Raw genomic sequence first — 21,500 nt, 5'->3', positions numbered from 1 at the left:
GCATTACGGCGCCGGAACGTCGGCCGCGGCCGGCACGACGGTTTCGACATATTTCGGCTCTCCGCCTTCGTAGCGCATCAGCACCACGGGGCGCAGCGGCATGCGGTCGGTACCGGCATAGGTGATCTTACCGGTGATGCCCTCGAAGTCCTTGAGGTTGGCGATGGCATCACGGATCGCCTTGGGATCGTCCGAACCGGCCGTCTTGACCGCCTGGTCGAGGATCAGGCCGATCTCGTAGCCATTGACCTCATAGGTGGATTCCGGCGCGTGGCCGGCGTGTTTGGTGAAGGCGGCATTGAAGGCCTCCAGCTTGCTGCCGGCTTGCGGATAGCCGGCTGCGGTATAGACGACCCCGTCAACCAGCTTGCCGAGCGCCTTGATGGTCGGAGTTCCGATTGCGTCAGCGCCATAGACGGGAATGTTGATGCCGGCGCCGCGCAATTGCTGGATGAAGGCCGGAAAATCCGGCTCATAGGCTGCCGTCATGATCAGATCGGGCTGCTCGGCAAGCCCCTTGATGTTGGTGATCTCGGCCGAGAAGTCCGGCTGGTTCATCGTGAAGGTGCCGCGCCCGACGATCTTGCCGCCCTTCTTCTCGAAGACCTTGCCGAAATATTCCGGCAGGTTGGCGACATAGGTCGCGTCCGGCGACGTCAGCAGAAAGACCTTGCGCTTGCCTTCGGCGATGGCGAAGTCCGCGACGGCGGTGGCCTGCAGATTGTCAGCCGGATAGGTGCCGAACATCACGTCGCCGACCGCCTGCGTCAGCACCGGCGCCGAACCGCACAGCGTCAGCGACGGGATGCCGAGCGGCTGGGTGAGCTGGCCGGCCGAGATCGACGGATCGGCGTCACAGGGCGTGATCATGATCTTGGCGCCGGCGTCGATCAGCTCCTGCGTGACGGTTGCCGTCTGCGCGGTGTCGCTGCGCGTGTCCTTGATGATCAGGTTGACCTTGTATTTGCCGGCAAGTCCGCCCTTGGCATTGAGTTCATCGATCGCCATGCGCAAGCCGGCCAGTGCCGGCTGGTCATAGGGTGCAAGTCCGCCTGTCTGGGCGGTCGCCGCGCCGATGATGATCTCTTCCGCGAAGGCCGGCGCGGCTGTCGCGACGGCGATGGTGGATATGGCCGCCAGCAATGCTGAACTATTCCGAATGTGCCTCATGTGAGTTCTCCCGTTGGATGTCCGGTTGTTCTTGTTCATTGGACGTCGTTCCCTTGCGGGCGCGTGCCGTGCGGCTGCCGAGATAGGCGGCCACGACCGCAGGGTTGTTCTGCACTTCCGCCGGCGTGCCGTCGGCGATCACGCGGCCACGATCGATCACGACGATACGCTCGCACAGCGTCATCACCAGCCGCATGTCATGTTCGATGAGGATCACGCCGATGTGCCGTTCGCTGCGCACTGCCGCCAGGATCGACACCAGCTCGGCTGTTTCGACGGCGTTCATGCCTGCTGCCGGCTCATCAAGCAGCAGGAAGCGGGGCTTCAGCGCCAGCGCGCGCGCCACCTCCAGACGGCGGCGCTGGCCATAGGCGAGACTGGCCGCCGGCCGGTCGGCGAAAGCCTCCAGCCCCATGCGTATGAGTTCGTGTCGTGCTGCGGCCTCGGCGGCCGCAAGACCTGGTTCGACCTCGCGCGCCGCCACGACCACGTTTTCGAGCACCGTCATGCGCGGGAAGACACGGATATTCTGGAAGGTGCGGGCAATGCCGGCGCGGGCGAAACGGAAAGCGCTTGCCTGCCGGGCCGGCACGCCGACCGAAACGCTGCCGGAACTCGGCATGACATCGCCGGCGATCATGTTGAGCAGCGTCGTTTTGCCTGCCCCATTCGGCCCGATGATGCCGGTGATGCTGTCCGGCTGGAAGGTGAGCGTCACGTCATCGACGGCCACGACACCGGCGTAGCGGCGGGACAGGTGTTCGACCGAGATCGGCCCGCCTGCGGCACGCGCTGGCGCGACGATCACCGGCGTGACGGTGCTGCCCTGCTTGCTGGGACGACGCAACAGGTTGAGCTCGTGGTCGCCGAACAGCCCGGTCGGCCGCCGCCAGATGACGAGGATCATGGCCACCGCCAGCACCCCCTGCGTGAGGCCGAAGAGCACGGGCATCTGCAAACCAAGGACTTCGCCGCCGCCTTCGAAACGGCGCACCACTTCGACCACGAGCACCGTGACGACGACACCGGCGAATGCGCCGAGCGAGGACGTCATGCCGCCAACGATCAGCATGGCGAGCATGGTGAAGCCGAAGTCGAAATAGAAATCCTTGGGCGAAAAGGCGCCAAGGAACTGCGCCATCATGGCACCGGCAGCGGCCGCCGCCACGGCCCCCATGACCCAGGCGGCAAGCCTCGCCATGCGATGGTCGACGCCGACGGCCGCCGCGCCGCGTTCATCGTCGGCGGCAGCGCGTGCGGCCAAACCGAAGGAGGTTTCCCGGAACAGCCGCGCCGCCACGATCGCCACGGCCGCTATGGCGACAGCGGTCCACAGCCCAACCTCGCGCGGCACGCCGTAGAAAGGCTGGCTGCCGCGCGTGATCTCGCGTCCCGCGACAAGCAATGTGTAGACGATGATGAGCAAGGCGAGCGTGGCGATCGAGGCACTCGATCCGGAAAGCCGAAGCAAGGGCGTGCCCGTGATCAGGCCGACCAGCACGGCCAGAACCAGCACCACCGCGAGCGCCGCAAAGAAGGACATCTCGTACCCTGCCAGGAATTGCGGCAGGTCGCGCAGGGCGGTGCGCTGCAGAGCGGCCGGCAGGGTCAGGATGCCCGTTGCATAAGCACCAAGTCCGACAAAGGCGGCATGGCCGAAAGAAACGATGCCGGTGTTGCCGGAGAATATCTGCAGGCCCAGCACCGCCGTCAGCATGATCGCCGCATAGGTGACCACACGCTGCATGGCGGCATTGCCGAACAGGTAGATCGCCAGCGCCGCCAGCACCAGCGCGGCGATCATCGCCAGCGCATCCACGCCGGCATTGCGGAATGCCGCCGGCAGGATCGAGCGGGAGGTGCTCTGTTCCATCGTCATGACGGCCATCACATGGCTCCGAAACGGGTCGGGGAGAACGGCACCAGAATGGCCTGGGCACCATGCAGCGCCAGCTTGCCGACGGCCTCGCCCACTGCCGGTCCGGTCTTGAAGCCGTGTCCGGACGAGCCTGCCGAAACGATCAGCCCTTCGACACTGGGCATGGCGCCGATCACCGGCAGATCGTCGGGGCTCATGTCGTAGAGACCGGCATAGCCTGGCCTGATGCCGAGCTCCATCATCGCCGGGACGCGCGAGGCGAAGGTCTCGAGGATATCGACCGACTCGGCCTCCTCGACCCCTTCCATGTAGCTGTCCGGGTCCTCGACCAGCCTGGGCCGGATGGTCTCCTCGTGCCGCACTCCGGTGCCGCCGCCGGCCCATGTGCCGGCGAGGATCACGCCATCATTATCGGGTCTCGCATAGTTGCGGGAAATGTCGTCGCACCAGGCCCAGGGCATGACCTGGCGCGCCTCGCCCCTGGCATCCAGCACCGCCATTGGATGGCGTTCGACATGCAAAGGCAGATCGAGTGAAACTGTCGCGAGCAGGCGGCGCGTCCACGGTCCTGCAGCCAGGATGACTGTGTCGGCTTCGAGCGCCGTTCCATCGGCAAGCACAACGCCGGCGATGCGGTCACCCTTGCGCAGCAGTCTCGCAACCGGCGTATTCTGCAGGATCCGGGCACCGCGTGCACGCGCCGCGCGAGCTATCGCGTTGGTGGCCCCGAAGGCGTCGGCATAGCCATATTCCGGTTCCCAGATGGCAAGTGCCACGCCCTCTGAGGCAAAGCCGGGGGCTTCGGCGGCGAACTCCGCTGGCGTCAGCGTCTCCATTCGGGCGCCCTCGCCGCGGATGCGTTCCGCAGCCGCTGACCAGCTCGCAGCGTTCTCCTGTCCGCAAACCCACATCATGCCGACTTGCGTTACGAAGGACCCTTCCTGCGCGATCTCCGGAAGAGCGACCAGGATTTCCCGCCCGCGAATGGCGAGCTGCGACAGTTCCGGCATCAGGTAGAAGGCGTGCAGCAGCGCTGACGACTTGCCCGAAGGCCCTCCTGCCGGATGTGTCTGCTCGATGAGCGTTACCCGCGCGCCTTCGCCAGCCAGATACATCGCCGCGCTCGATCCAACGATCCCGGCGCCCACGATGATGATGTCATCGCCGTTCTTCATTCGTCGTTCCCCACAGTCTGTCGCTGCTTTGCGGCCAGCTAAGACGACATCGGGAGCGATGTCAATATTTCTTCATTGTTGACCGATAATTCTGTTTCTGTAATAAACTCTGCAACGATAAAAAGAACCGCCAGGGGAGGCAGATGGCGATACGCGATGTTCTGATGCGGCAGGATCTGGCGCTGACTCCTTCCGAGGAGAAGATCGTGCGCCTGCTGCTCACGGACTATCCGGGCGCCGGCCTCGGCAGCGCTTCGAGCCTCGCCCGCCGTGCCGGTGTGAGCGATCCCACCGTGGTGCGGCTGGCTGTGAAGCTTGGCTACGAAGGCTATCCGGACTTCCAGGCCAAGCTCCTGGCAGAAGTCGAGGCGAGGCTGCATTCGCCGCTGCTGATGATGGAAGCCAAGCGTCCATCCGGCTCGGAAGACAACCCTATCCTCGCCTATCTCGCCTCGGTGGACGAGGCCATGGGAAAGGCGGCGAGCATCACGCCGCTGACCAGTTACGACCGCACCGCCCGCCTGATCATGGAAGCCAGGGGCGAAGTGGTGCTGGTCGGCGGACGCTTCAGCCGCCACGTGGCGGGCATGTTCGCCGGATATCTGCTGCAGTTCCGGTCGAACGTTCGCGAAATCGGCGTGCTTTCCAGCCAGTCTCTCGACATCCTCGCCGATCTCGGCCGCAAGGACGTGCTCGTCGTTTTCGACTATCGCCGTTATCAGCTCGATGTCGTCTCTTTCGCCCGGCAGGCCGCAGCACGCGATGTCCGCATCGCGCTGTTCACCGACCAATGGCTGTCGCCGGTCGCGGAATTCGCCGAGACGACGATCGTCAGCCCGCTCGAGGTCGCATCTCCCTATGACACGCTGGCGCCGGCCATCGCCCAGATGGAAGCGCTCACGGCGCATATCCTTTCGACGCTGGGTGACGAGGGCCGCGCGCGTATCGAACGGCTGGAGGAAGTGCGGCACGCCAATGCCGTCACCCTCGACAGTGAACCGTCGCAGGATGGCGCCAGGACAACCCCAGGACCGAAATCACCAAGGCAGGAACGCAAACAATGACCCAATCTCTTCCCAAGCGCGACGAACCCTTTCGTCGCGGCGAAACCGCGCTCCTGCTCGTCGACATGCAACAGATATGGCTGGAACCGGGTGCCGACCCCGACCATCCTGAGCTTGGTCCGGATCACTATTTCTACCGTCAGACGGCAACCGAGACGATCCCCAACCAGGAACGGCTGCTGAAAGCGGCGCGCGCCAACGGCGTCGAGGTTCTGCACACCATCATCCAGAGCCTGACCGAGGACGGCCGCGACCGCTCGCTCGACCACAAGCTCACGCCCATCCATATCCCGCCGAGCCTGCCGGAAGGATTGCCGATAACACCGCTCGCCCCTGTCGGCGACGAGATCATGCTGCCCAAGACGTCATCAGGCATCTTCAACTCGACCAATGTCGACTACCTGCTGAAGAACCTCGGCATTCGCTATCTCATCGTGGTCGGCGTGCTCACCGACCAGTGCGTCGACATGACCGTGCGCGATGCTGCCGACCGCGGCTATCTCGTCACCTGCGTGTCCGACGCTTGCGCCACCCGCACGCAGGAACGCCATGATATCGCGCTGAAAGCATTCGGTGGCTATTGCTGGGTCACCGATACCGACACCGCCGTGACCCGCATCGAAGCGATGGGGAAGGCCGCATGACGACGCCTGTCGAATCCCTTGTTGCTGTCGTCACGACGGATCTCGCGGCGATCACGCGCGGCCGCTCTGTAGCCGAAAGCCGGTTGGAAAAAGTCGCGGCCACCGGCGTCGGCTGGCTGCAGGCCAACCTGTCGCTGACGCCGTTCAATTCCATCGTCGTGCCCAATCCCTGGGGCTCGTCGGGCGACCTGCGTCTCATTCCTGACCTCGAGGCGCGCTTCCGCACCGCGCTGACCGGCTCGACCACGCCATTCGACATGGTGGCCGGCAACATCGTCGAACTCGACGGCACGCCATGGCTCGGTTGCACGCGCACCATGCTGATCGACGCTCTGGCTGAACTGAAGGCTGCAACGGGCCTCAGCCTCACCGGTGCCTTCGAGCAGGAATTCCAGATTTCCGGTGCCGATTTCGCCCCTGCCCATTCGCTGTCGTTCGCAGCGCTGCGGCGGGCCGATCCCTTCGCGCCGACGCTGATGGCGGCGCTGGAGGAAGCCGGCGTTGCGCCGGAGGTCATCATCGCTGAATTCGGTGATGAACAGTTCGAGGTCACGCATGCCCCGGCCGACGCGCTTGCCGCCGCCGATCGCGCCGTGGCGATCCGCGAGATCACCCGTGAACTTGCCCGCAACAATGGCTGGCACGCGACCTTCGCGCCGAAATCCGTACCGGATGGTGTCGGCAACGGGGTGCACATCCACTTCAGCTTCACCGACGCCGTTGGCAAGCCGGTGACCTATGACGCCGGCAAGCCGGGCGGCCTATCGGACATTGCCGGTGCCTTCTGTGCCGGTGTCCTCAAACATTTGCCGGCCATCACCGCGCTGACGGCATCGAGCGTGCCTTCCTTCTACAGGTTGAAGCCGCACAGCTGGAGTTCGTCCTACACCTGGCTGGCCGACCGCGACCGCGAAGCATCGCTGCGCATCTGCCCGACGGTGACGATTGGCGGGCGCGACCCGTCACGCCAGTACAACATCGAATACCGCGCTGCCGACGCGACCGCCAACCCGTATCTGTCCATGGCCGCCATCGTTCGCGCCGGTCTGGAAGGCATCAAGGCCGGCCTCGCCACACCGCCGTTGGTGACCGGCGATCCGGAACAGATGAGCGAGGCGGAAAAAGCCAAGCTCGGCCTCAAGCGACTGCCGGAAACCCTGCCGGCGGCACTGGATGCCCTGCTTGCCGACGAAACAGTCACCGGCTGGTTCTCACCACTCTTCGTGGAGACCTTTGTCGGCGTCAAACGCCATGAAGCCGAACGCCTTGCCGGTCTCGATCCCGTCGGCGTGTGTGACCTGTATCGAAAGCTTTACTGACTATGGATGCCGAACCCGAACACGACTGGCCACAGGCCGTCGAGGTGCTCAACGCGGACGGCCGCTCCGGCATCGTGCTTCTGTGCGAACACGCGTCCAACCATATGCCGGCCCGCTATCACGGCCTGGGCCTGGAGGCACCGCACCTGCAGCGCCACATCGCCTGGGACATCGGCGCGGCGGAAGTGACGCGACGTTTGTCGGAGCAACTGGATGCTCCCGCTTTCCTCGGCAACTATTCGCGCCTGCTGATCGACCTCAACCGGCCTATCGGCTCGGAGGGCAGCATGCCAACGCGCTCCGAGGACACCGACATTCCCGGCAATGTCGGTGTTGACGACGCCGAACGGGCACGGCGCGCGTCAATCATGTTCACGCCGTTTCACGACGAGGTCGAACGTCATCTCGATGCCCGACAGGCCGCCGGTCGGCCGACGCGCATCGTCACCATCCATTCCTTCACGCCGGTTTTTTTGGGCGAAAAGCGCCCATGGCATGCCGGCGTGCTTTATGACCGAGCCGCTGCGCTGGGCGAGACGATCCTCGAGGCTCTGCGCGTCGACCCCTCGCTCAATGTCGCGCCCAATGTCCCTTATGTGATCAGCGAAGATGCCGACTATGCCGTTCCGGTCCATGGCGATCGGCGTGGCATCGAGGCAGCGCTTGTCGAGATCCGGCAGGATCTGCTGTCCGACGAAGCCGGCATCGAGGAATGGGCCGGAAGAATGGCCGCGGCGCTGACACGCACCCAGGAGGCTCTGGGATGAGCAATCTGAGCCTTCGCGAACGTGACGCCCGCTCGATTGCCGAAATCGGGCGGCTGCGTTTCTCGCCGCTTTCGCTCATCGGCGGCCGTGGCAACCGGCTGATCGAGGAAGGCGGCCGCGAAGTGCTCGACCTGTCGGGCTCGGCTGGGCCCGCACTGCTTGGCTATGGTCATCCCGCCATCGTCGAGGCGGTGGAGAAATCCATCCGCAACATGGCGGGGGCCAGCCTGCTGCTCTATCCGAATGAACCGGCCGTCTCGCTCGCCGAGAAGCTGCTGACGATCACGCCGGGCGAAGGCGAGCGCCGGGTCTGGTTCGGCCATTCCGGATCCGATGCCAATGACTGCGCCTTGCGCGTCCTGGCAGCAGCCACCGGCAGGCCGCGCTTCATCTCCTTCATCGGCTCCTATCACGGCAATCTCTCGGGCTCGATGGGCATCAGCGGCCATACCGCGATGACCCACACACTGCCGCGGCCCGGCGTGCTGTTGCTGCCCTATCCCGATCCTTACCGGCCGCGCTTCAGCGCGGAGGCCGTGCTGGCCATGCTCGACTATCAGTTCGAAACCACCTGTCCGCCCGAGCAGGTCGCAGCCGTGTTCATCGAGCCGCTTATGTCCGACGGTGGCCTGATCGTGCCGCCGCCCGGCTTCTTGAAGGCGCTGCAGGAGCGGTGTCGCCGGCATGGCATCCGGATCGTCGTCGATGAGGTCAAGGTCGGTCTGGCCCGCAGCGGCCTCATGCATTGCTTCGAGCATGAAGGCCTGACGCCCGACATGGTGGTGTTTGGCAAAGCGCTGGGCGGCGGCCTGCCATTGTCAGCCGTGGTCGGACCGAAGGAGATCATGGATCATGCGCCGGCCTTCGCCCTGCTGACCACCGCCGGCAACCCGGTTGCGACGGCGGCCGGCGGCGCGGTACTCAAGGCGATCGAAGACGAGCAACTGGCGGAACGCTCCGCCCGCGTCGGCAAGATCTTTGCCGATGGTCTGCGTACACTGGCAGACCGGCACGAAATCATCGGCGAAGTCCGCGGGCGCGGCCTCGCCATCGGTGTCGACCTTGTCGTCGATCGCGCCTCACGCGAACCGGTGCCTGCGACAACCACGGCCAAGATCATCTATCGCTGCTACGAATTGGGCGCGGCCCTGACCTATGTCGGCCTGAAGGCCAACGTATTGGAATTCATGCCGCCGCTGACGCTGACGGAGGACGAAGCCGCCGAAGGCGTTGCCATCGTCGATCAGGCGATAGCAGACGTCAGCGCCGGCAAGGTCGCCGATGCCGACGTCGCTTCCTTCATGATGTGGTGAGGAGAAAGCCATGGGACTGGGTTGGCGTACCATCCCCGATGACATGCGTGCCTTCATCGAGGAACAGAAGCTGTTCTTCGTCGCAACCGCGCCGCAGGACGGTCGCGTGAACCTGTCACCGAAAGGGCTCGACACGCTGCGGGTGCTGGACGAACGCACTGTGACCTATCTCGACCTGACCGGTTCGGGCAACGAGACCGCGGCCCACGTCACCGAGAATGGACGCATGACGATGATGTTCTGCGCCTTTTCCGGCAAGGCCATGACCCTGCGCCTCTACGGCAAGGCCGACTTGATCCGGCCGGACCATCCGGAGTGGTCGGCCCTGCGTGCGCCGTATCCTGATCTTCCCGGCGTACGGCAACTCTTCCGGCTCCATGTCGAGAGCGTGGCGACCTCCTGCGGCTGGAGCATCCCTGTCGTCAGCGAGATGCAGGAGCGCGACGAACTGGTGAAATGGGCCGGAGGCCAGAGCGAGGACCAGATCGAAGCCTATCGTCTCGCCAACAACGTCGTCAGCATAGACGGCCTTTCAACCGGCTACGTGTCCGACGACTTCTGATGGAAAACCAGGATCATATTCATCTCACCTTCTCCGATGGAGAGGTGATGCACTTCCCGCCGGTCGACGGACAGTCCATCCTCGCCTCGGCCGAGAAGGCCGGCAACGTGCTGGCCAGCAATTGCCGCGAGGGCACATGCCGAACCTGCATGGCGCGCGACGGCGATGGCGGCGAAGTGCTTCTGTGCATCACCCCAGCCAAGCCCGGCACGGCCTTGAACCTGCCCTATCAGCGCACCGACGTGACGCCGCCTTCCCTGCGGCGCGCCAAGATCAATGCGTTTTCGCGGGCATCGCGCTCGGTCTGGGAAATCCGCTACCGGCTGCAGTTCCCCCTGCCCTTCCTGCCCGGCCAGTATGTCGAGGTGATCTTTCCCGGCATGGCCAGCCCGCGCCGCTTTTCGATGGCGAACCCGCCTTCGGGCAAGGAACAGGTGCTGCATGTGCGTGACCTGCCCGGTGGTGCCATGTCCACCTATCTCAATGAGAGAGCCAAGCCCGAGGATGCCTTCACGGTGCGCGGCCCGTTCGGCGTCTTCTACCTGCGCGCGACCGCGCGTCCCAAGCTGTTCGTCGCCGGCGGCACCGGCCTGGCGCCGATCGTCTCGATGCTGTCCAGCATCGATCCCGCTCGCACACCGCCGCTGGCCGTGATTGCCGGCTTCGCCGACGCAGAAGACGCCTATGCACTCGATGCCCTGCGCGCGCTCGCTGAGACGCTACCCCTGCAGGTGGTTCTGGCTGCCGACAAGACATCAGCAGCGTGGGAGGGCTTCGTCGGCAATCCGATCGCGGCGCTGAATGCGATCCGTACCATCCCGCTCGACAGCGGAACCGAGGCCTATCTGTGTGGACCGCCCGGAATGGTCAATGCAGCACGCAACGCGCTTTTGGTGCGCAACCTTGAAGCCACGGCCATATTCAACGAAGAGTTCGTTCACACCTCGTGACTGGACGCCAAAGGCACTGCAAATCCGGTTGCATGCGCCCCCGTTCGCAGCTAAGGAATTCGTCATGAACACGCGTTCGATCAAGACCATTTGGTGGTGGGCCAGCTAGCAGCGGCCAGTCGAAACGCGTGTGCGTGAAGAGACCAGAATGGCCGCAGGAGAAGTCCGGCGGCCTTTTCGTTTTCCAGAAATGCCTCCAGACCTCGCCGCGGCGGAACAGGGAGATGGCAATGACAGTGGAAATCCTGGAAAACGGCGCGGAGCGTTTCGTGACTGCCGGCGGCATCGCGATCACGCGCCAGCGGCACGATACCCCCTATCAGGGCGCGATCGAATCCTATCTCGATGGCTTGAATGCGCGGCGCGGCGCGGTCTTCTCTTCCAACTATGAATATCCCGGCCGCTACACACGCTGGGACACCGCCATCATCGATCCGCCGCTGGTCATCTCCTCGCGCGGCCGCGCTATGAAGATCGAGGCGCTGAACGCGCGTGGCGAAATACTGCTGCCCACGATCAACAGCGTTTTGGCTGGTCTTGCGGAAATCACCGTCACAGAGAGCACCAAGGCGCTGACCAGGCTTGAGGTCGCGAAACCCGGACGGGTGTTCACCGAAGAAGAGCGCAGCCGGATGCCTTCGGTCTTCACCGTGCTGCGCGCAATTACCGGTCTGTTCAAGAGCCCCGAGGACAGCAATCTCGGCCTCTATGGCGCCTTCGGCTACGACCTTGCCTTTCAGTTCGACCCCGTTGAGTTGAAGCTCGGGCGCAAGGAAAGCCAGCGCGACCTCGTGCTGTTCCTGCCGGACGAGATTCTGGTCGTCGACCACTATTCCGCCAAGGCCTGGACCGACCGCTACGACTATGCCGGCAATGGCTTTTCGACGGAAGGCCTGCCGCGCGATCCGGTATCCGAGCCCTTCAAGCCAGCCGACCGTATCCCGCCGCGCGGCGACCATGAGCCAGGCGAATATGCCAAGCTGGTGCGCCGGGCGATGGACAGCTTCAAGCGCGGCGACCTGTTCGAGGTTGTGCCCGGCCAGATGTTCTATGAGCGCTGCGAAACGGCTCCTTCGGAAATCTCGCGCCGCCTCAAGACCATCAACCCCTCGCCCTACTCCTTCTTCATCAATCTCGGCGAAGGCGAATATCTTATCGGCGCCTCGCCGGAGATGTTCGTGCGCGTCAACGGCCGCCGTGTCGAGACCTGCCCGATTTCCGGCACCATCAAGCGCGGCGACGACGCTATCTCGGACTCCGAGCAGATCCTCAAGCTGCTCAACTCCAAGAAGGATGAGTCCGAGCTCACCATGTGTTCGGATGTCGATCGCAACGACAAGTCCAGGGTTTGCGAGCCGGGCTCGGTGCGTGTCATCGGCCGTCGCCAGATCGAAATGTATTCGCGCCTCATCCACACGGTCGACCATATCGAAGGCCGCCTGCGCGAAGGCATGGACGCCTTCGACGCCTTCCTGTCCCACGCCTGGGCGGTGACGGTCACCGGTGCACCGAAACTCTGGGCCATGCGCTTCATCGAGCAGAATGAGAAGAGCCCGCGCGCCTGGTATGGCGGGGCCATCGGCATGGTGCACTTCAATGGCGACATGAACACCGGCTTGACGCTGCGCACCATTCGCATCAAGGACGGCATCGCCGAAGTGCGCGCCGGCGCCACGCTGCTGTTCGATTCCGTCCCCGAAGAAGAAGAAGCCGAAACCGAACTGAAGGCCTCCGCCATGCTGTCTGCCATCCGCGACGCCAAGGCCGGCAACTCCGCCGGCATCGAACGCGCCACTGCCCGTGTCGGCGAAGGGGTCCGCATCCTGCTCGTCGACCACGAGGACAGTTTCGTCCACACGCTGGCGAACTACTTCCGCCAGACCGGCGCCGATGTCTCCACCGTGCGCACGCCGGTACCGGAGGAAGTCTTCGACAACTTCAAGCCGGACCTCGTCGTGCTTTCGCCCGGTCCCGGCACGCCGAAGGACTTCGACTGCGCCGCCACTATCAAGAAGGCGCGAAAACGCGAACTGCCGATCTTCGGCGTCTGTCTTGGCCTTCAAGCGCTGGCCGAAGCCTATGGCGGCGAGTTGCGGCAGCTTGCCATCCCCATGCACGGCAAGCCATCGCGCATCCGCGTCTCGAAACCTGGCGTCGTCTTCTCCGGCCTGCCGAAGGAAGTGACGGTCGGCCGCTATCATTCCATCTTTGCCGACCCGGTTCGCCTGCCGGACGACTTCATCGTCACGGCGGAGACGGAGGATGGTGTCATCATGGCCTTCGAACACAAGAAAGAGCCGATTGCCGCGGTGCAATTCCATCCCGAATCGATCATGACCCTCGGGCACAATGCAGGCATGCGCATGATCGAAAACGTCGTCGCGCATCTGCCGCGCAAGGCAAAGGAAAAGGCAGCCTGAGTTGAGATGACAGCGGTAACGGCCAAGGACGCTTCCAAGCAGAAAGTCGCCACGCTCGCCTTCTGGTCGATCGTGGTGGCCTTCGTCGTGCTCGGCCTGAAACTGCTGGCCTGGTTGATCACCGGCTCAGTGGCGCTCTATTCGGACGCGCTGGAATCGATCGTCAACGTCATTGCATCCGCTGCCGCCTTCTGGGCGATCCGCATCAGTCACAAGCCTGCCGACCAGGACCATCCTTTCGGCCACCACAAGGCGGAATATCTTTCGGCCGTGCTGGAAGGCGTGCTGATCGTGGTGGCCGCCATGCTGATCCTCAACGAAGTCTGGCGCACCTGGCAAAATCCGGCGCCGCTCGAACAGCGGTGGATGGGTCTCGCCGTTAACGGCCTGGCGACGCTGCTCAACGCCGTCTGGGCCTGGCTACTGATCAGCAGCGGTCGTTCGGCACGCTCCCCTGCCCTGGTCGCCGACGGCAAGCATATATTGACCGACGTCGTCACCTCGATCGGCGTCTTCATCGGCCTCGTCGGGGCGGTTTACACCGGCTGGCGATTCCTCGATCCGGCGCTGGCCGTCATCGTCGCGCTGAACATCCTGTGGCAGGGCTGGCATGTCATCGGATCATCGATGAGCGGGCTGATGGACCGCGCCGTCGACATGGATGAACACATCCGCATCCGCGACATCATCTCAGCCAATTCCAAGGGTGCCTTGGAAGTCCACGACCTACGCACACGCATCGCAGGCCGCGCCACCTTCATTGAATTTCACATGGTGGTCGATGCGGATATGTCGGTCGGCGACAGCCACGTCATCTGCGACCGCATCGAGGACGCGTTGAGGGCCGAAATCCCGTCCGTGCGTGTCACCATCCATGTCGAACCGGACGACGAGGCCAAGCTGCCGAAGGGCACCGTTGCCGTTCCCTTCGCCTGAAGCTCAGGGGCCTATTGAGAACAGGCGGATTGTGGCATCGCCTCGAGGCGGAAAACCCTGTCATCCGATTTCGTTTCGGCGCTCGCCTGGCACAGATCGGCAAGCGGCAGGCTTTCTTTCGGATTGGCCAACAGCACGGTGTTGTTGGCGCCGCGGCGCAGGTAGATTTCCTTTTCCGACAGATCGCAGGACGCCGCACCACCGGCAGGGATCGCCACGCAACGCCACTGGTCGGCCTCGCCCTGGCAGGAATAGGTTTGCGTAACCTTCGCCGCCGCCTTGCGCGTGGTCATCGCCACAACCAGGTCGGCGCCATTCGGCCAGTCTGCTGCCTTTCCCTGCGCGGCAAAGCTTGCGACCTGCGTTGCGCCGCGAAAGACGCGGATGGTCTTCGTCTCCTGCTCGGGATGCGATGCCAGATGCTCGGCTGAATAGTCGCGCCCGAAGCAGAACGGCTGGCCAGGCTTGAGCCGCAAGCGCAGCGGATCACCCAGTGCCGGATTGACCGGTGCGATGCGCGCGAACTCCGCCTTGCAGTCCGCCACCGGCCTGCGCTCGAGCAGGAAACCAGTATCGTCCGTGCCGAGTGCCTGGCGTTCGTATTCCACCTTGCCGAGTTCATCTTCCGCGCCGATGTCCAGATAGATGTCACGATTGAAGGCATCGACTTTAAGCCGACCTTTCGCATCCAGGCTGAGATCCGACATGGTCCGGTCGCACTCCATGCCGCAATGGATCGCGCTTTTACCGCTTTCTTCGTCTGCAGCATTGCACCAGCCGCCAACCCATTCGGGCTTGGAAGCACCACGCACGGTCGTCGCCATGAAGCCATTGTAGCCGGCGATACCCGCGCCTTCCGTCGGGTCTTCGCTCGGCCGGCTGACCGGATCGGGGCCATGATAAAAGAAGATCCGCGCGACCTTCTGATGTGGATGGGCTTTCAGATGGCCCGCATCATAAACCCGGCTGAAACAGGCGCTGCCACCATCCGGGCTGAGCTCCTTCAGCATGCGCGGCTCATCGGCACGAGCCGCTGCTGTCGCGATGAGCGCGCCGACGATTGCTGCACTCCCCGCTGCGATCTTTCTCGACATCATCATCATCGAGCCCTCCACAGAGATCCGCTGCCCTGGATTCTATGCTAGGAACCAGTCGAAGGTCACGCGCATTATGCTGCCTAGAATGGGACGGTTTTCATGCTTCGCAGGGACATCTTCCGCGGATTTCTGGCTTCAACCGGAGCGGTCCTGGGATTGAAAGTGGCCACCGCTGCGCCGGTATCGTATCCGAGGCAGAAGGTCGCCTACCATCTCGATGACCTCGACAAGGTCGCCTTCGTGCTTGGCAACATCAAGAACCATTTCGATGGCACCGGCGGCGAGGTCGACATCGTCCTGGTTGTCCACGGCCCGGCATTGGCCGCGTTCAAGCGCGATGGCGCTTCGGCGGCCGTCAGCGGCCGTTTTGCCAGTCTTATGAAAAAGGGAATGACGCCACAGGCCTGCGCCAACACCATGCATGGCATGAATATAGCGCTGCCCGATCTGTTCGAAGGCTTTGTCAGCGCCGATGCCGGTGGGGTCGTGAAGCTGGCCGAGTTGCAGGCCGCAGGGTATGCTTATCTAAGGCCTTGATATCGGTCCCGATTTCATCGGATGATCAGTATAGAGGGTGGCGATCGAAGGGAGTGCCTGATGTATGGCCTGATCGGAAAGATGCGTGCGACTCCCGGCAAGCGTGAGGAACTCCTCCAGCTCCTGCTCGAGGCCACCGATTCCATGCCCGGCTGCTTGAATTACATCGTCGCTCGCGACCCCGCCGACACCACGGCGCTCTGGGTCACCGAAGTCTGGGTCGATGCCGCGAGCCACAAGGCATCGCTCCAACTGCCGCATGTGCAGGAGGCGATCGCCAGGGCTCGCCCCATGGTGGCCGGGTTCGACTTCCAGTTCGAAACCGAACCGGCAGGCGGCTACGGGCTGAACCAGCCCGTAGCAGCGGTTGCGCAGGGCTGACACCCGCGCAACCGTTCGGATGAACCAGGCTTCGATCAATCGACCTGGATTTTGGCCTGCTTGACGATCGGTTCCCATTTGGCGAGCTCTGCCTTGACATGGGCGCCAAGTTCTTCAGGCGTCGAGCCGACGATGGTGGCGCTGAAATCGCCCATCTTGGCAATCACCGCCGGATCCTTCATCGCCTTGTTCGCCGACGCGTTGAGCCGATCGACAACGTCCTTCGGCGTGCCGGGCGGCGCAAACAGCGCATTCCAACTGTAGGTCTCATACCCAGGCACGCCGGATTCCGCGATGGTCGGCAGGTCTGGGAAAGACGGCACGCGCTTGGCTGTCGTCACACCCAGCGCCTTCAGCGTCCCACCCTTGATGTGCGATGACGATGACGGCAGGTTGTCAAACATGATCGGCACCTGATTGGCGATCACGTCGTTGAGTGCCGGGCCAGCGCCCTTGTAGGGAATGTGCTGCATTTCGACGCCGGCCATGATCTTGAACAGTTCGCCCGAGAGATGCAGCGGCGTGCCGATTCCCGACGAGGCATAGGAGTATTTGTCGGGTTCAGCCTTGAGCAGAGCGACCAGTTCCTGCACGCTCTTGGCCGGCAGTTCCGGATTGACCACCAGCACGTTGGGCACGATCACCAGCAAGGAAACCGGCGAAAAATCCTTTTCTGGGTCATAAGGCTTGGTCTTGAGGATCAGCGGATTGAGCGCGTGCGTAGCGACCGTGCCCATAAGAATGGTGTAACCGTCCGGATCGGCACGCGCGACGCGATCGGCGCCGATATTGCCGCCCGCACCGGCGACGTTCTCGACAATCACCTGCTGGCCGAGATCGTCCGACATCTTCTGTGCGATGATGCGGGCAACGAGGTCGGTCGAGCCGCCAGCCGCGAACGGCACCACCAGCGTAACCGTACGATTGGGGAATTCCTGCGCAATTGACTGCGTGACCATGCCGGCCAACGGCAGAACCGACAGCCCGAGCGCCAAAATGGCGCGACGTGTGAATTCAGAAAATGCCATGCTGTTCCTCCTCATCCCTCGCCCTTCGACCTGGTTACGACAATCGACAAGGGCAGACAACAAGATGGGAATGCAAGCAGGCAACCTCAATCCAGGCGATGCTTCAGATCCTCATCCAGCCAGCGGCTGAAAAAATAAGGAAGCTGCTTGTGCCACCATGGCCAGTCATGGTCGACATCGCCGCCCCAATAGTCGACCCAGGCGGGGATCGCCTTGTTGCGCAGCACACGTTCCAATGCCTGCGTCTCGGCCAGCATCTGCTCTTCCCAGGCCCCCTGCCCGCAGCAGAAGATCAGCCGCAGAGAACGCAGCCCTGCGAGCAGTACATCGTCGGATAGGCCGGGCAGATAGTCGAGCGGCGAGTTGTAGTAGATATCGCCGGCAAGGCCATCGCCAAGAAAACCGCGCGTCGAATAGACGCCCGAAAGGGAAATCACGCCGGCTGCCAGATCGGGATAGCGGAACACGAAGTTCGACGAATGATATCCCCCCATCGAACAGCCAGAGAACAGCGGCTTCAGCGAGCGCCCGCCATTGGCTTCGGAGGCGATGGCCGTGAATTCCGGCAACGCCTCCTCGCGCAGATAACGGAAATAGGCTTCATGCCGGCCGATCCGCTGGGCGGGGGCGGCATGTTTGTCGAAGAAGCTCTCGCTGTCGATGCCGTCGACCGTGAAGATCTGGATGCGACCGGTGTCGATGAATTCCGCCAGCGAACCGACCCCGCCGGCGTCCTCGAACTGATAGAAGCGCCCCTGCGAGGTCGGAAAAACGATGACCGGGCGACCGGCATAGCCGTAGCGCTTGTATTCCATGTCGCGCCCGAGTTTGCCGCTCCAGCGCTTGTGGTAGGAGATGTCCATCGCTTACGCCTCCTCGGCATGGATGTAGTCGACCGCCGCGCGCAATGCCTGGCGATCGCGCGAGCGCAACTGATAGGCGTAGTTTCCCATGGCGCGGCTGAACACCTCTTCGATGTCCTGATGATGGACGATCTTGTCGGCGTGGGCGGCTAACACATCGGCATGGCTGTGGCGATAGCGGATGTGTTTCTTGCGGCTGGCATACACGGTGAAAAACTTGCCCTCGAAGGGCCCGCCGACCTCGTTCCTGACCACCATGTTGGCCCATTCAGCGTAGATATCGATATCGAAGCTGTAGTTCATGGCGTCCGGCATCCAGGCACCTGGCGGACGGATGTTGACCTCCAGCGCAATGATGCGGCCCTGCTTCGTCTCGAACAGCTCGATGTGGAAAAAACGTTCCTTGAGATCGAACGCCTTGACGATCTTGCGGCCGGCCTCTTCCACCTCGGCCGGAATTTCGGGCCGGCATGTGTAGCTCATGTGCTTGTTCTTGTTGACGACATCCATGATGGAGTCGTCGTATTTCGTGCTTGCCGCAAAGACGATCTCGCCGTCCCGGTTGACCAGGCCATCATAGGTCACGACGAGCCCGTCGATGAATTCTTCCATGACGAAGCTCATGCCTTCCGGCTTGATGCGGAAGAACTCATCCAGTTCGGCAACGTTGGAAATCTTGTAGGTGTGTGCTGCGCCCGCGCCTGAATCCGGCTTCACCACCGCCGGATAGCCGACCTTGCGCAGGAAGGTCATGGCACCGGCGCGATCCGATGTCTTGCGCTGCGCGATGACGTTGACGCCGGCTTTACGAAAGGAGGCCCGCATGCGGCTCTTGCGTTTGATGTTCTTCACATAGTCGAGCTTGATGCCTTCGATGTTGAAGTCGGTACGGATACCGGCCTCCAGGTCGAGCCAATGCTCGTTGAGCGACTCGAACCGGTCGATGCGCCCCCATTTGTGGATGAAGTGTCCCATCGCCCGATAGGTCTGATCGTAATCTTCCAGGTCGGTGATGCGGTAATATTCGCTGAGCGCCCCTTTGAGTCTCGGCGCCAAAAGGTCGTAAGGCGCGTCGCCGATGCCCAGCACCGTTGCGCCGGCTTTTTTCAGACGATCACAGAAATCGGCGCCGTTGGCCGGAAAATGCGGCGAGAAGAACACGAAATTCATGGTCAGTCCTCCTGGTCGCTAGGCGATCGGCAAAGTCTGCCGCATTTGTGTGAAACCGCAAAGGAAAACCGTTCCAGGCACCCTGTTCACAGACAACCATGCCGTCCGGCTTGCCTCGGACAGATCGCTCCTGTAAGAGAGCGGCCATGAAGACGCGCCCAGCAGCATCTGCTTTCCGTCCGACCGGCCTGGCCGGCGAGACCGTGCGCGCGCTTTCCTCGGCTCTACTTCTTCTCGGCCTTATCGGCGATCGCCGGGTCCGCTGAAGGAGCGCCCGGCGGTCGTTGCCGCCAGGGCTTATTCCCAGGCAAGCTCCTCAAGTCACCAAACCAATTGACTTCGCCTGAAGGCGCTGCTTGTGCTTCGGCAATGCCGGACAGCAGCCGGGAGACTGAAAAATGAATTTCACGCAACGAACGAGCGTCGAGGCCGACATGCCCCAAGCTTTCGCCCCCAAAGGCATGCCGAGTGCCGTACGCAAATATGAACCCTACCCGCTGGTCGGCCTCACCGATCGCACCTGGCCGAACAGGAAGATCGAAAAAGCCCCGATCTGGTGCTCCGTCGACCTGCGCGACGGCAACCAGGCGCTGATCGACCCGATGGGTCATGAGCGTAAGGCGCGCATGTTCCAGCTGTTGCTCGATATGGGCTTCAAGGAAATCGAGGTTGGCTTTCCTTCCGCCTCGCAGACCGATTTCGATTTCGCGCGCTGGTGCATCGAGGAGAGCGGCGTGCCCGACGATGTCGACCTGCAGGTGCTGGTGCAGTGTCGGCCGGAATTGATCACGCGCACCTTCGAAGCGCTCCAGGGCGCCAAGACCCCGATCGTTCATTTCTACAATTCGACCAGCGAGTTGCAGCGCCGCGTCGTCTTCCAGAAGGACGTCGCCGGCATCAAGCAGATCGCCACCGACGCCGCCAAGATGATCACCGACATGGCCGCCAAGGCTGGTGGCGGCTATCGTTTCCAGTACTCGCCGGAAAGCTTCACCGGCACCGAGCTCGAAGTCGCGCTGGAAATCTGCAACGCGGTGACCGAGATCGTGAAGCCGACGCCCGACAACAGGTTGATCATCAACCTGCCGTCGACCGTCGAGATGTCGACACCGAATGTCTATGCCGACCGCATCGAATGGATGATCCGCCATCTCGACAATCGCGACAGCCTGATTATCTCGCTGCATCCACACAATGACCGTGGCACCGGTATCGCGACGACCGAGCTTGGCTTGATGGCCGGCGCCGACCGCGTAGAAGGCACGTTGTTCGGCAATGGCGAGCGCACCGGCAATGTCGATGTCGTCACGCTGGCGCTCAACATGTTCACGCAAGGCGTCGATCCGGAACTGGACTGCTCCGACATCAACCGCATGAAGGATGTCTACGAGTACTCGAACCAGCTCAAGATTCCCGAGCGCCATCCCTATGTCGGCGAACTCGTCTACACCGCCTTCTCCGGCTCGCATCAGGACGCCATCAACAAGGGCATGAAGGCGATCCAGTCCGCCAACAAGGAGGTATGGGAAGTGCCCTACCTGCCCATCGACCCGCAGGATGTCGGCCGCAGCTACGAAGCGATCATCCGCATCAATTCACAATCCGGCAAGGGCGGTATCGCTTATGTGCTGCAGGCCGATTATGGCCTCAACCTGCCGCGCAATCTGCAGATCGAGTTCAGCCAGGACATCCAGGCCATCACCGACGCGGAGGGCAAGGAAGTGCCGGCGAAGCGCATCTACGATCGCTTCATCGACAGATATGTCGAGCAGCCGGGCGGACGTCTGAAATTTATCGACCACCAGACCTTCCCCGACCCTGCCGTCAAAGGCCGGCGAGTCGTCGAGGCCGTGATCCTCGACAAAGGCAAGGAAACCATCATCAAGGGTACCGGCACCGGCCCGATCGACGGTTTCGTCGACGCGCTTTCGCGCCATGTCGGCATCTCGATGTCGGTGCTCGACTATTCCGAGCATTCCTTGCAGCGTGGTTCCAACGCCTCGGCCGTTTCTTATGTCGAAATGGAACATGATGGCGGCAAGGTTTTCGGCGCCGGCATCAACACCAACATCGTCGCGGCTTCGCTTGAGGCCGTTGTCTCGGCGGCGAATCGCATACTCGGCCTCAAAACCCACTGATTTCCGCGCTTTACGCAAAACCCCGGCTGGATTTTTCCAGCCGGGGTTGTAATGCTTCAAGCGGGCTTGGGACGATATTGGCGCGAA

At 62.8% G+C, this 21,500-nt stretch carries 19 protein-coding genes; 12 read left to right on the top strand and 7 right to left on the bottom strand.

Annotated elements, in window-relative coordinates; all coding sequences use genetic code 11:
* Positions 1 to 3: 3 nt before the first annotated feature.
* The 3 genes from AC3WTO_RS24075 to AC3WTO_RS24065 are packed head-to-tail and all read right to left on the bottom strand — an operon-like array spanning position 4 to position 4,224.
* Complete coding sequence (locus tag AC3WTO_RS24075) at positions 4 to 1,170, bottom strand: ABC transporter substrate-binding protein (protein WP_492463271.1); 1,167 nt, start codon at positions 1,168 to 1,170, stop codon at positions 4 to 6.
* The gene (locus tag AC3WTO_RS24070) at positions 1,151 to 3,049 is read right to left on the bottom strand and encodes a branched-chain amino acid ABC transporter ATP-binding protein/permease (protein WP_492463466.1); all 1,899 of its coding nucleotides are present in this window, start codon (positions 3,047 to 3,049) and stop codon (positions 1,151 to 1,153) included. The genes AC3WTO_RS24075 and AC3WTO_RS24070 overlap by 20 nt, the downstream gene beginning before the upstream one ends.
* 8 nt (positions 3,050 to 3,057) lie before the next feature.
* Positions 3,058 to 4,224: an NAD(P)/FAD-dependent oxidoreductase gene (locus AC3WTO_RS24065; RefSeq protein WP_492463272.1), complete on the bottom strand. Its 1,167-nt coding sequence runs from the start codon at positions 4,222 to 4,224 to the stop codon at positions 3,058 to 3,060.
* Between the two features lie 143 nt (positions 4,225 to 4,367).
* On the opposite strand from AC3WTO_RS24065, the gene AC3WTO_RS24060 reads away from it, so the two are divergent.
* The 9 genes from AC3WTO_RS24060 (at position 4,368) to AC3WTO_RS24020 (ending at position 14,199) form a co-directional block, all read left to right on the top strand.
* A complete protein-coding gene (locus AC3WTO_RS24060) occupies positions 4,368 to 5,288 on the top strand; it encodes a MurR/RpiR family transcriptional regulator (RefSeq protein ID WP_492463273.1) in 921 nt (306 codons plus the stop codon).
* The gene (locus tag AC3WTO_RS24055; protein WP_492463274.1) at positions 5,285 to 5,932 is read left to right on the top strand and encodes a cysteine hydrolase family protein; all 648 of its coding nucleotides are present in this window, start codon (positions 5,285 to 5,287) and stop codon (positions 5,930 to 5,932) included. Before AC3WTO_RS24060 ends, AC3WTO_RS24055 begins: the two co-directional genes overlap by 4 nt.
* A complete protein-coding gene (locus AC3WTO_RS24050; RefSeq protein WP_492463275.1) occupies positions 5,929 to 7,251 on the top strand; it encodes a type I glutamate--ammonia ligase in 1,323 nt (440 codons plus the stop codon). The genes AC3WTO_RS24055 and AC3WTO_RS24050 overlap by 4 nt, the downstream gene beginning before the upstream one ends.
* Before the next feature lie 2 nt (positions 7,252 to 7,253).
* Positions 7,254 to 8,018, top strand: coding sequence for an N-formylglutamate amidohydrolase (locus AC3WTO_RS24045; RefSeq protein WP_492463276.1), 765 nt, complete (start codon positions 7,254 to 7,256; stop codon positions 8,016 to 8,018).
* Positions 8,015 to 9,331, top strand: a complete 1,317-nt coding sequence (locus AC3WTO_RS24040; protein ID WP_492463277.1) for an aspartate aminotransferase family protein — start codon at positions 8,015 to 8,017, stop codon at positions 9,329 to 9,331. The genes AC3WTO_RS24045 and AC3WTO_RS24040 overlap by 4 nt, the downstream gene beginning before the upstream one ends.
* Positions 9,332 to 9,341: 10 nt before the next feature.
* The gene (locus tag AC3WTO_RS24035) at positions 9,342 to 9,893 is read left to right on the top strand and encodes a pyridoxamine 5'-phosphate oxidase family protein (protein WP_492463278.1); all 552 of its coding nucleotides are present in this window, start codon (positions 9,342 to 9,344) and stop codon (positions 9,891 to 9,893) included.
* The gene (locus AC3WTO_RS24030; protein ID WP_492463279.1) at positions 9,893 to 10,843 is read left to right on the top strand and encodes a 2Fe-2S iron-sulfur cluster binding domain-containing protein; all 951 of its coding nucleotides are present in this window, start codon (positions 9,893 to 9,895) and stop codon (positions 10,841 to 10,843) included. Before AC3WTO_RS24035 ends, AC3WTO_RS24030 begins: the two co-directional genes overlap by 1 nt.
* 230 nt (positions 10,844 to 11,073) lie before the next feature.
* Complete coding sequence (locus tag AC3WTO_RS24025) at positions 11,074 to 13,263, top strand: anthranilate synthase (RefSeq protein ID WP_492463280.1); 2,190 nt, start codon at positions 11,074 to 11,076, stop codon at positions 13,261 to 13,263.
* Between the two features lie 6 nt (positions 13,264 to 13,269).
* Positions 13,270 to 14,199: a cation diffusion facilitator family transporter gene (locus AC3WTO_RS24020; protein WP_492463281.1), complete on the top strand. Its 930-nt coding sequence runs from the start codon at positions 13,270 to 13,272 to the stop codon at positions 14,197 to 14,199.
* Between the two features lie 11 nt (positions 14,200 to 14,210).
* Here the strand turns inward: AC3WTO_RS24020 and AC3WTO_RS24015 are convergent, their stop codons facing one another.
* The gene (locus AC3WTO_RS24015) at positions 14,211 to 15,302 is read right to left on the bottom strand and encodes a hypothetical protein (RefSeq protein ID WP_492463282.1); all 1,092 of its coding nucleotides are present in this window, start codon (positions 15,300 to 15,302) and stop codon (positions 14,211 to 14,213) included.
* A gap of 93 nt (positions 15,303 to 15,395) precedes the next feature.
* Here AC3WTO_RS24015 and AC3WTO_RS24010 point away from each other — a divergent pair, with 93 nt between their 5' ends.
* Together AC3WTO_RS24010 and AC3WTO_RS24005 are read left to right on the top strand one after the other, a co-directional pair.
* On the top strand, positions 15,396 to 15,833 hold the full coding sequence (locus tag AC3WTO_RS24010) for a DsrE family protein (RefSeq protein ID WP_492463283.1): 438 nt from the start codon (positions 15,396 to 15,398) through the stop codon (positions 15,831 to 15,833).
* A 60-nt stretch (positions 15,834 to 15,893) separates the two neighbouring features.
* The gene (locus AC3WTO_RS24005; protein ID WP_492463284.1) at positions 15,894 to 16,214 is read left to right on the top strand and encodes a putative quinol monooxygenase; all 321 of its coding nucleotides are present in this window, start codon (positions 15,894 to 15,896) and stop codon (positions 16,212 to 16,214) included.
* Positions 16,215 to 16,249: 35 nt separating this feature from the next.
* On the opposite strand, the gene AC3WTO_RS24000 is transcribed toward AC3WTO_RS24005, so the two are convergent.
* The 3 genes from AC3WTO_RS24000 to AC3WTO_RS23990 all read right to left on the bottom strand — a co-directional run bounded on the left by AC3WTO_RS24000 (position 16,250) and on the right by AC3WTO_RS23990 (position 19,275).
* Entirely contained in the window at positions 16,250 to 17,242 is a 993-nt protein-coding gene (locus tag AC3WTO_RS24000; protein WP_492463285.1) for a Bug family tripartite tricarboxylate transporter substrate binding protein, read from the bottom strand.
* Positions 17,243 to 17,328: 86 nt separating this feature from the next.
* Positions 17,329 to 18,105, bottom strand: coding sequence for an esterase family protein (locus tag AC3WTO_RS23995; protein WP_492463286.1), 777 nt, complete (start codon positions 18,103 to 18,105; stop codon positions 17,329 to 17,331).
* A 3-nt stretch (positions 18,106 to 18,108) separates the two neighbouring features.
* The gene (locus AC3WTO_RS23990) at positions 18,109 to 19,275 is read right to left on the bottom strand and encodes an ATP-grasp domain-containing protein (RefSeq protein WP_492463287.1); all 1,167 of its coding nucleotides are present in this window, start codon (positions 19,273 to 19,275) and stop codon (positions 18,109 to 18,111) included.
* A 461-nt stretch (positions 19,276 to 19,736) separates the two neighbouring features.
* Between AC3WTO_RS23990 and leuA the strand changes: the two genes are divergently transcribed.
* Positions 19,737 to 21,413: a 2-isopropylmalate synthase gene (gene leuA / locus AC3WTO_RS23985; RefSeq protein WP_492463467.1), complete on the top strand. Its 1,677-nt coding sequence runs from the start codon at positions 19,737 to 19,739 to the stop codon at positions 21,411 to 21,413.
* The last annotated feature ends 87 nt before the right edge of the window (positions 21,414 to 21,500 follow it).

The organism is Mesorhizobium sp. EU05-FHT14A09 (assembly GCF_058790995.1).
Note: the sequence above shows the minus strand (reverse complement) of the source record. Positions and strands in the feature narration are given on the sequence as shown.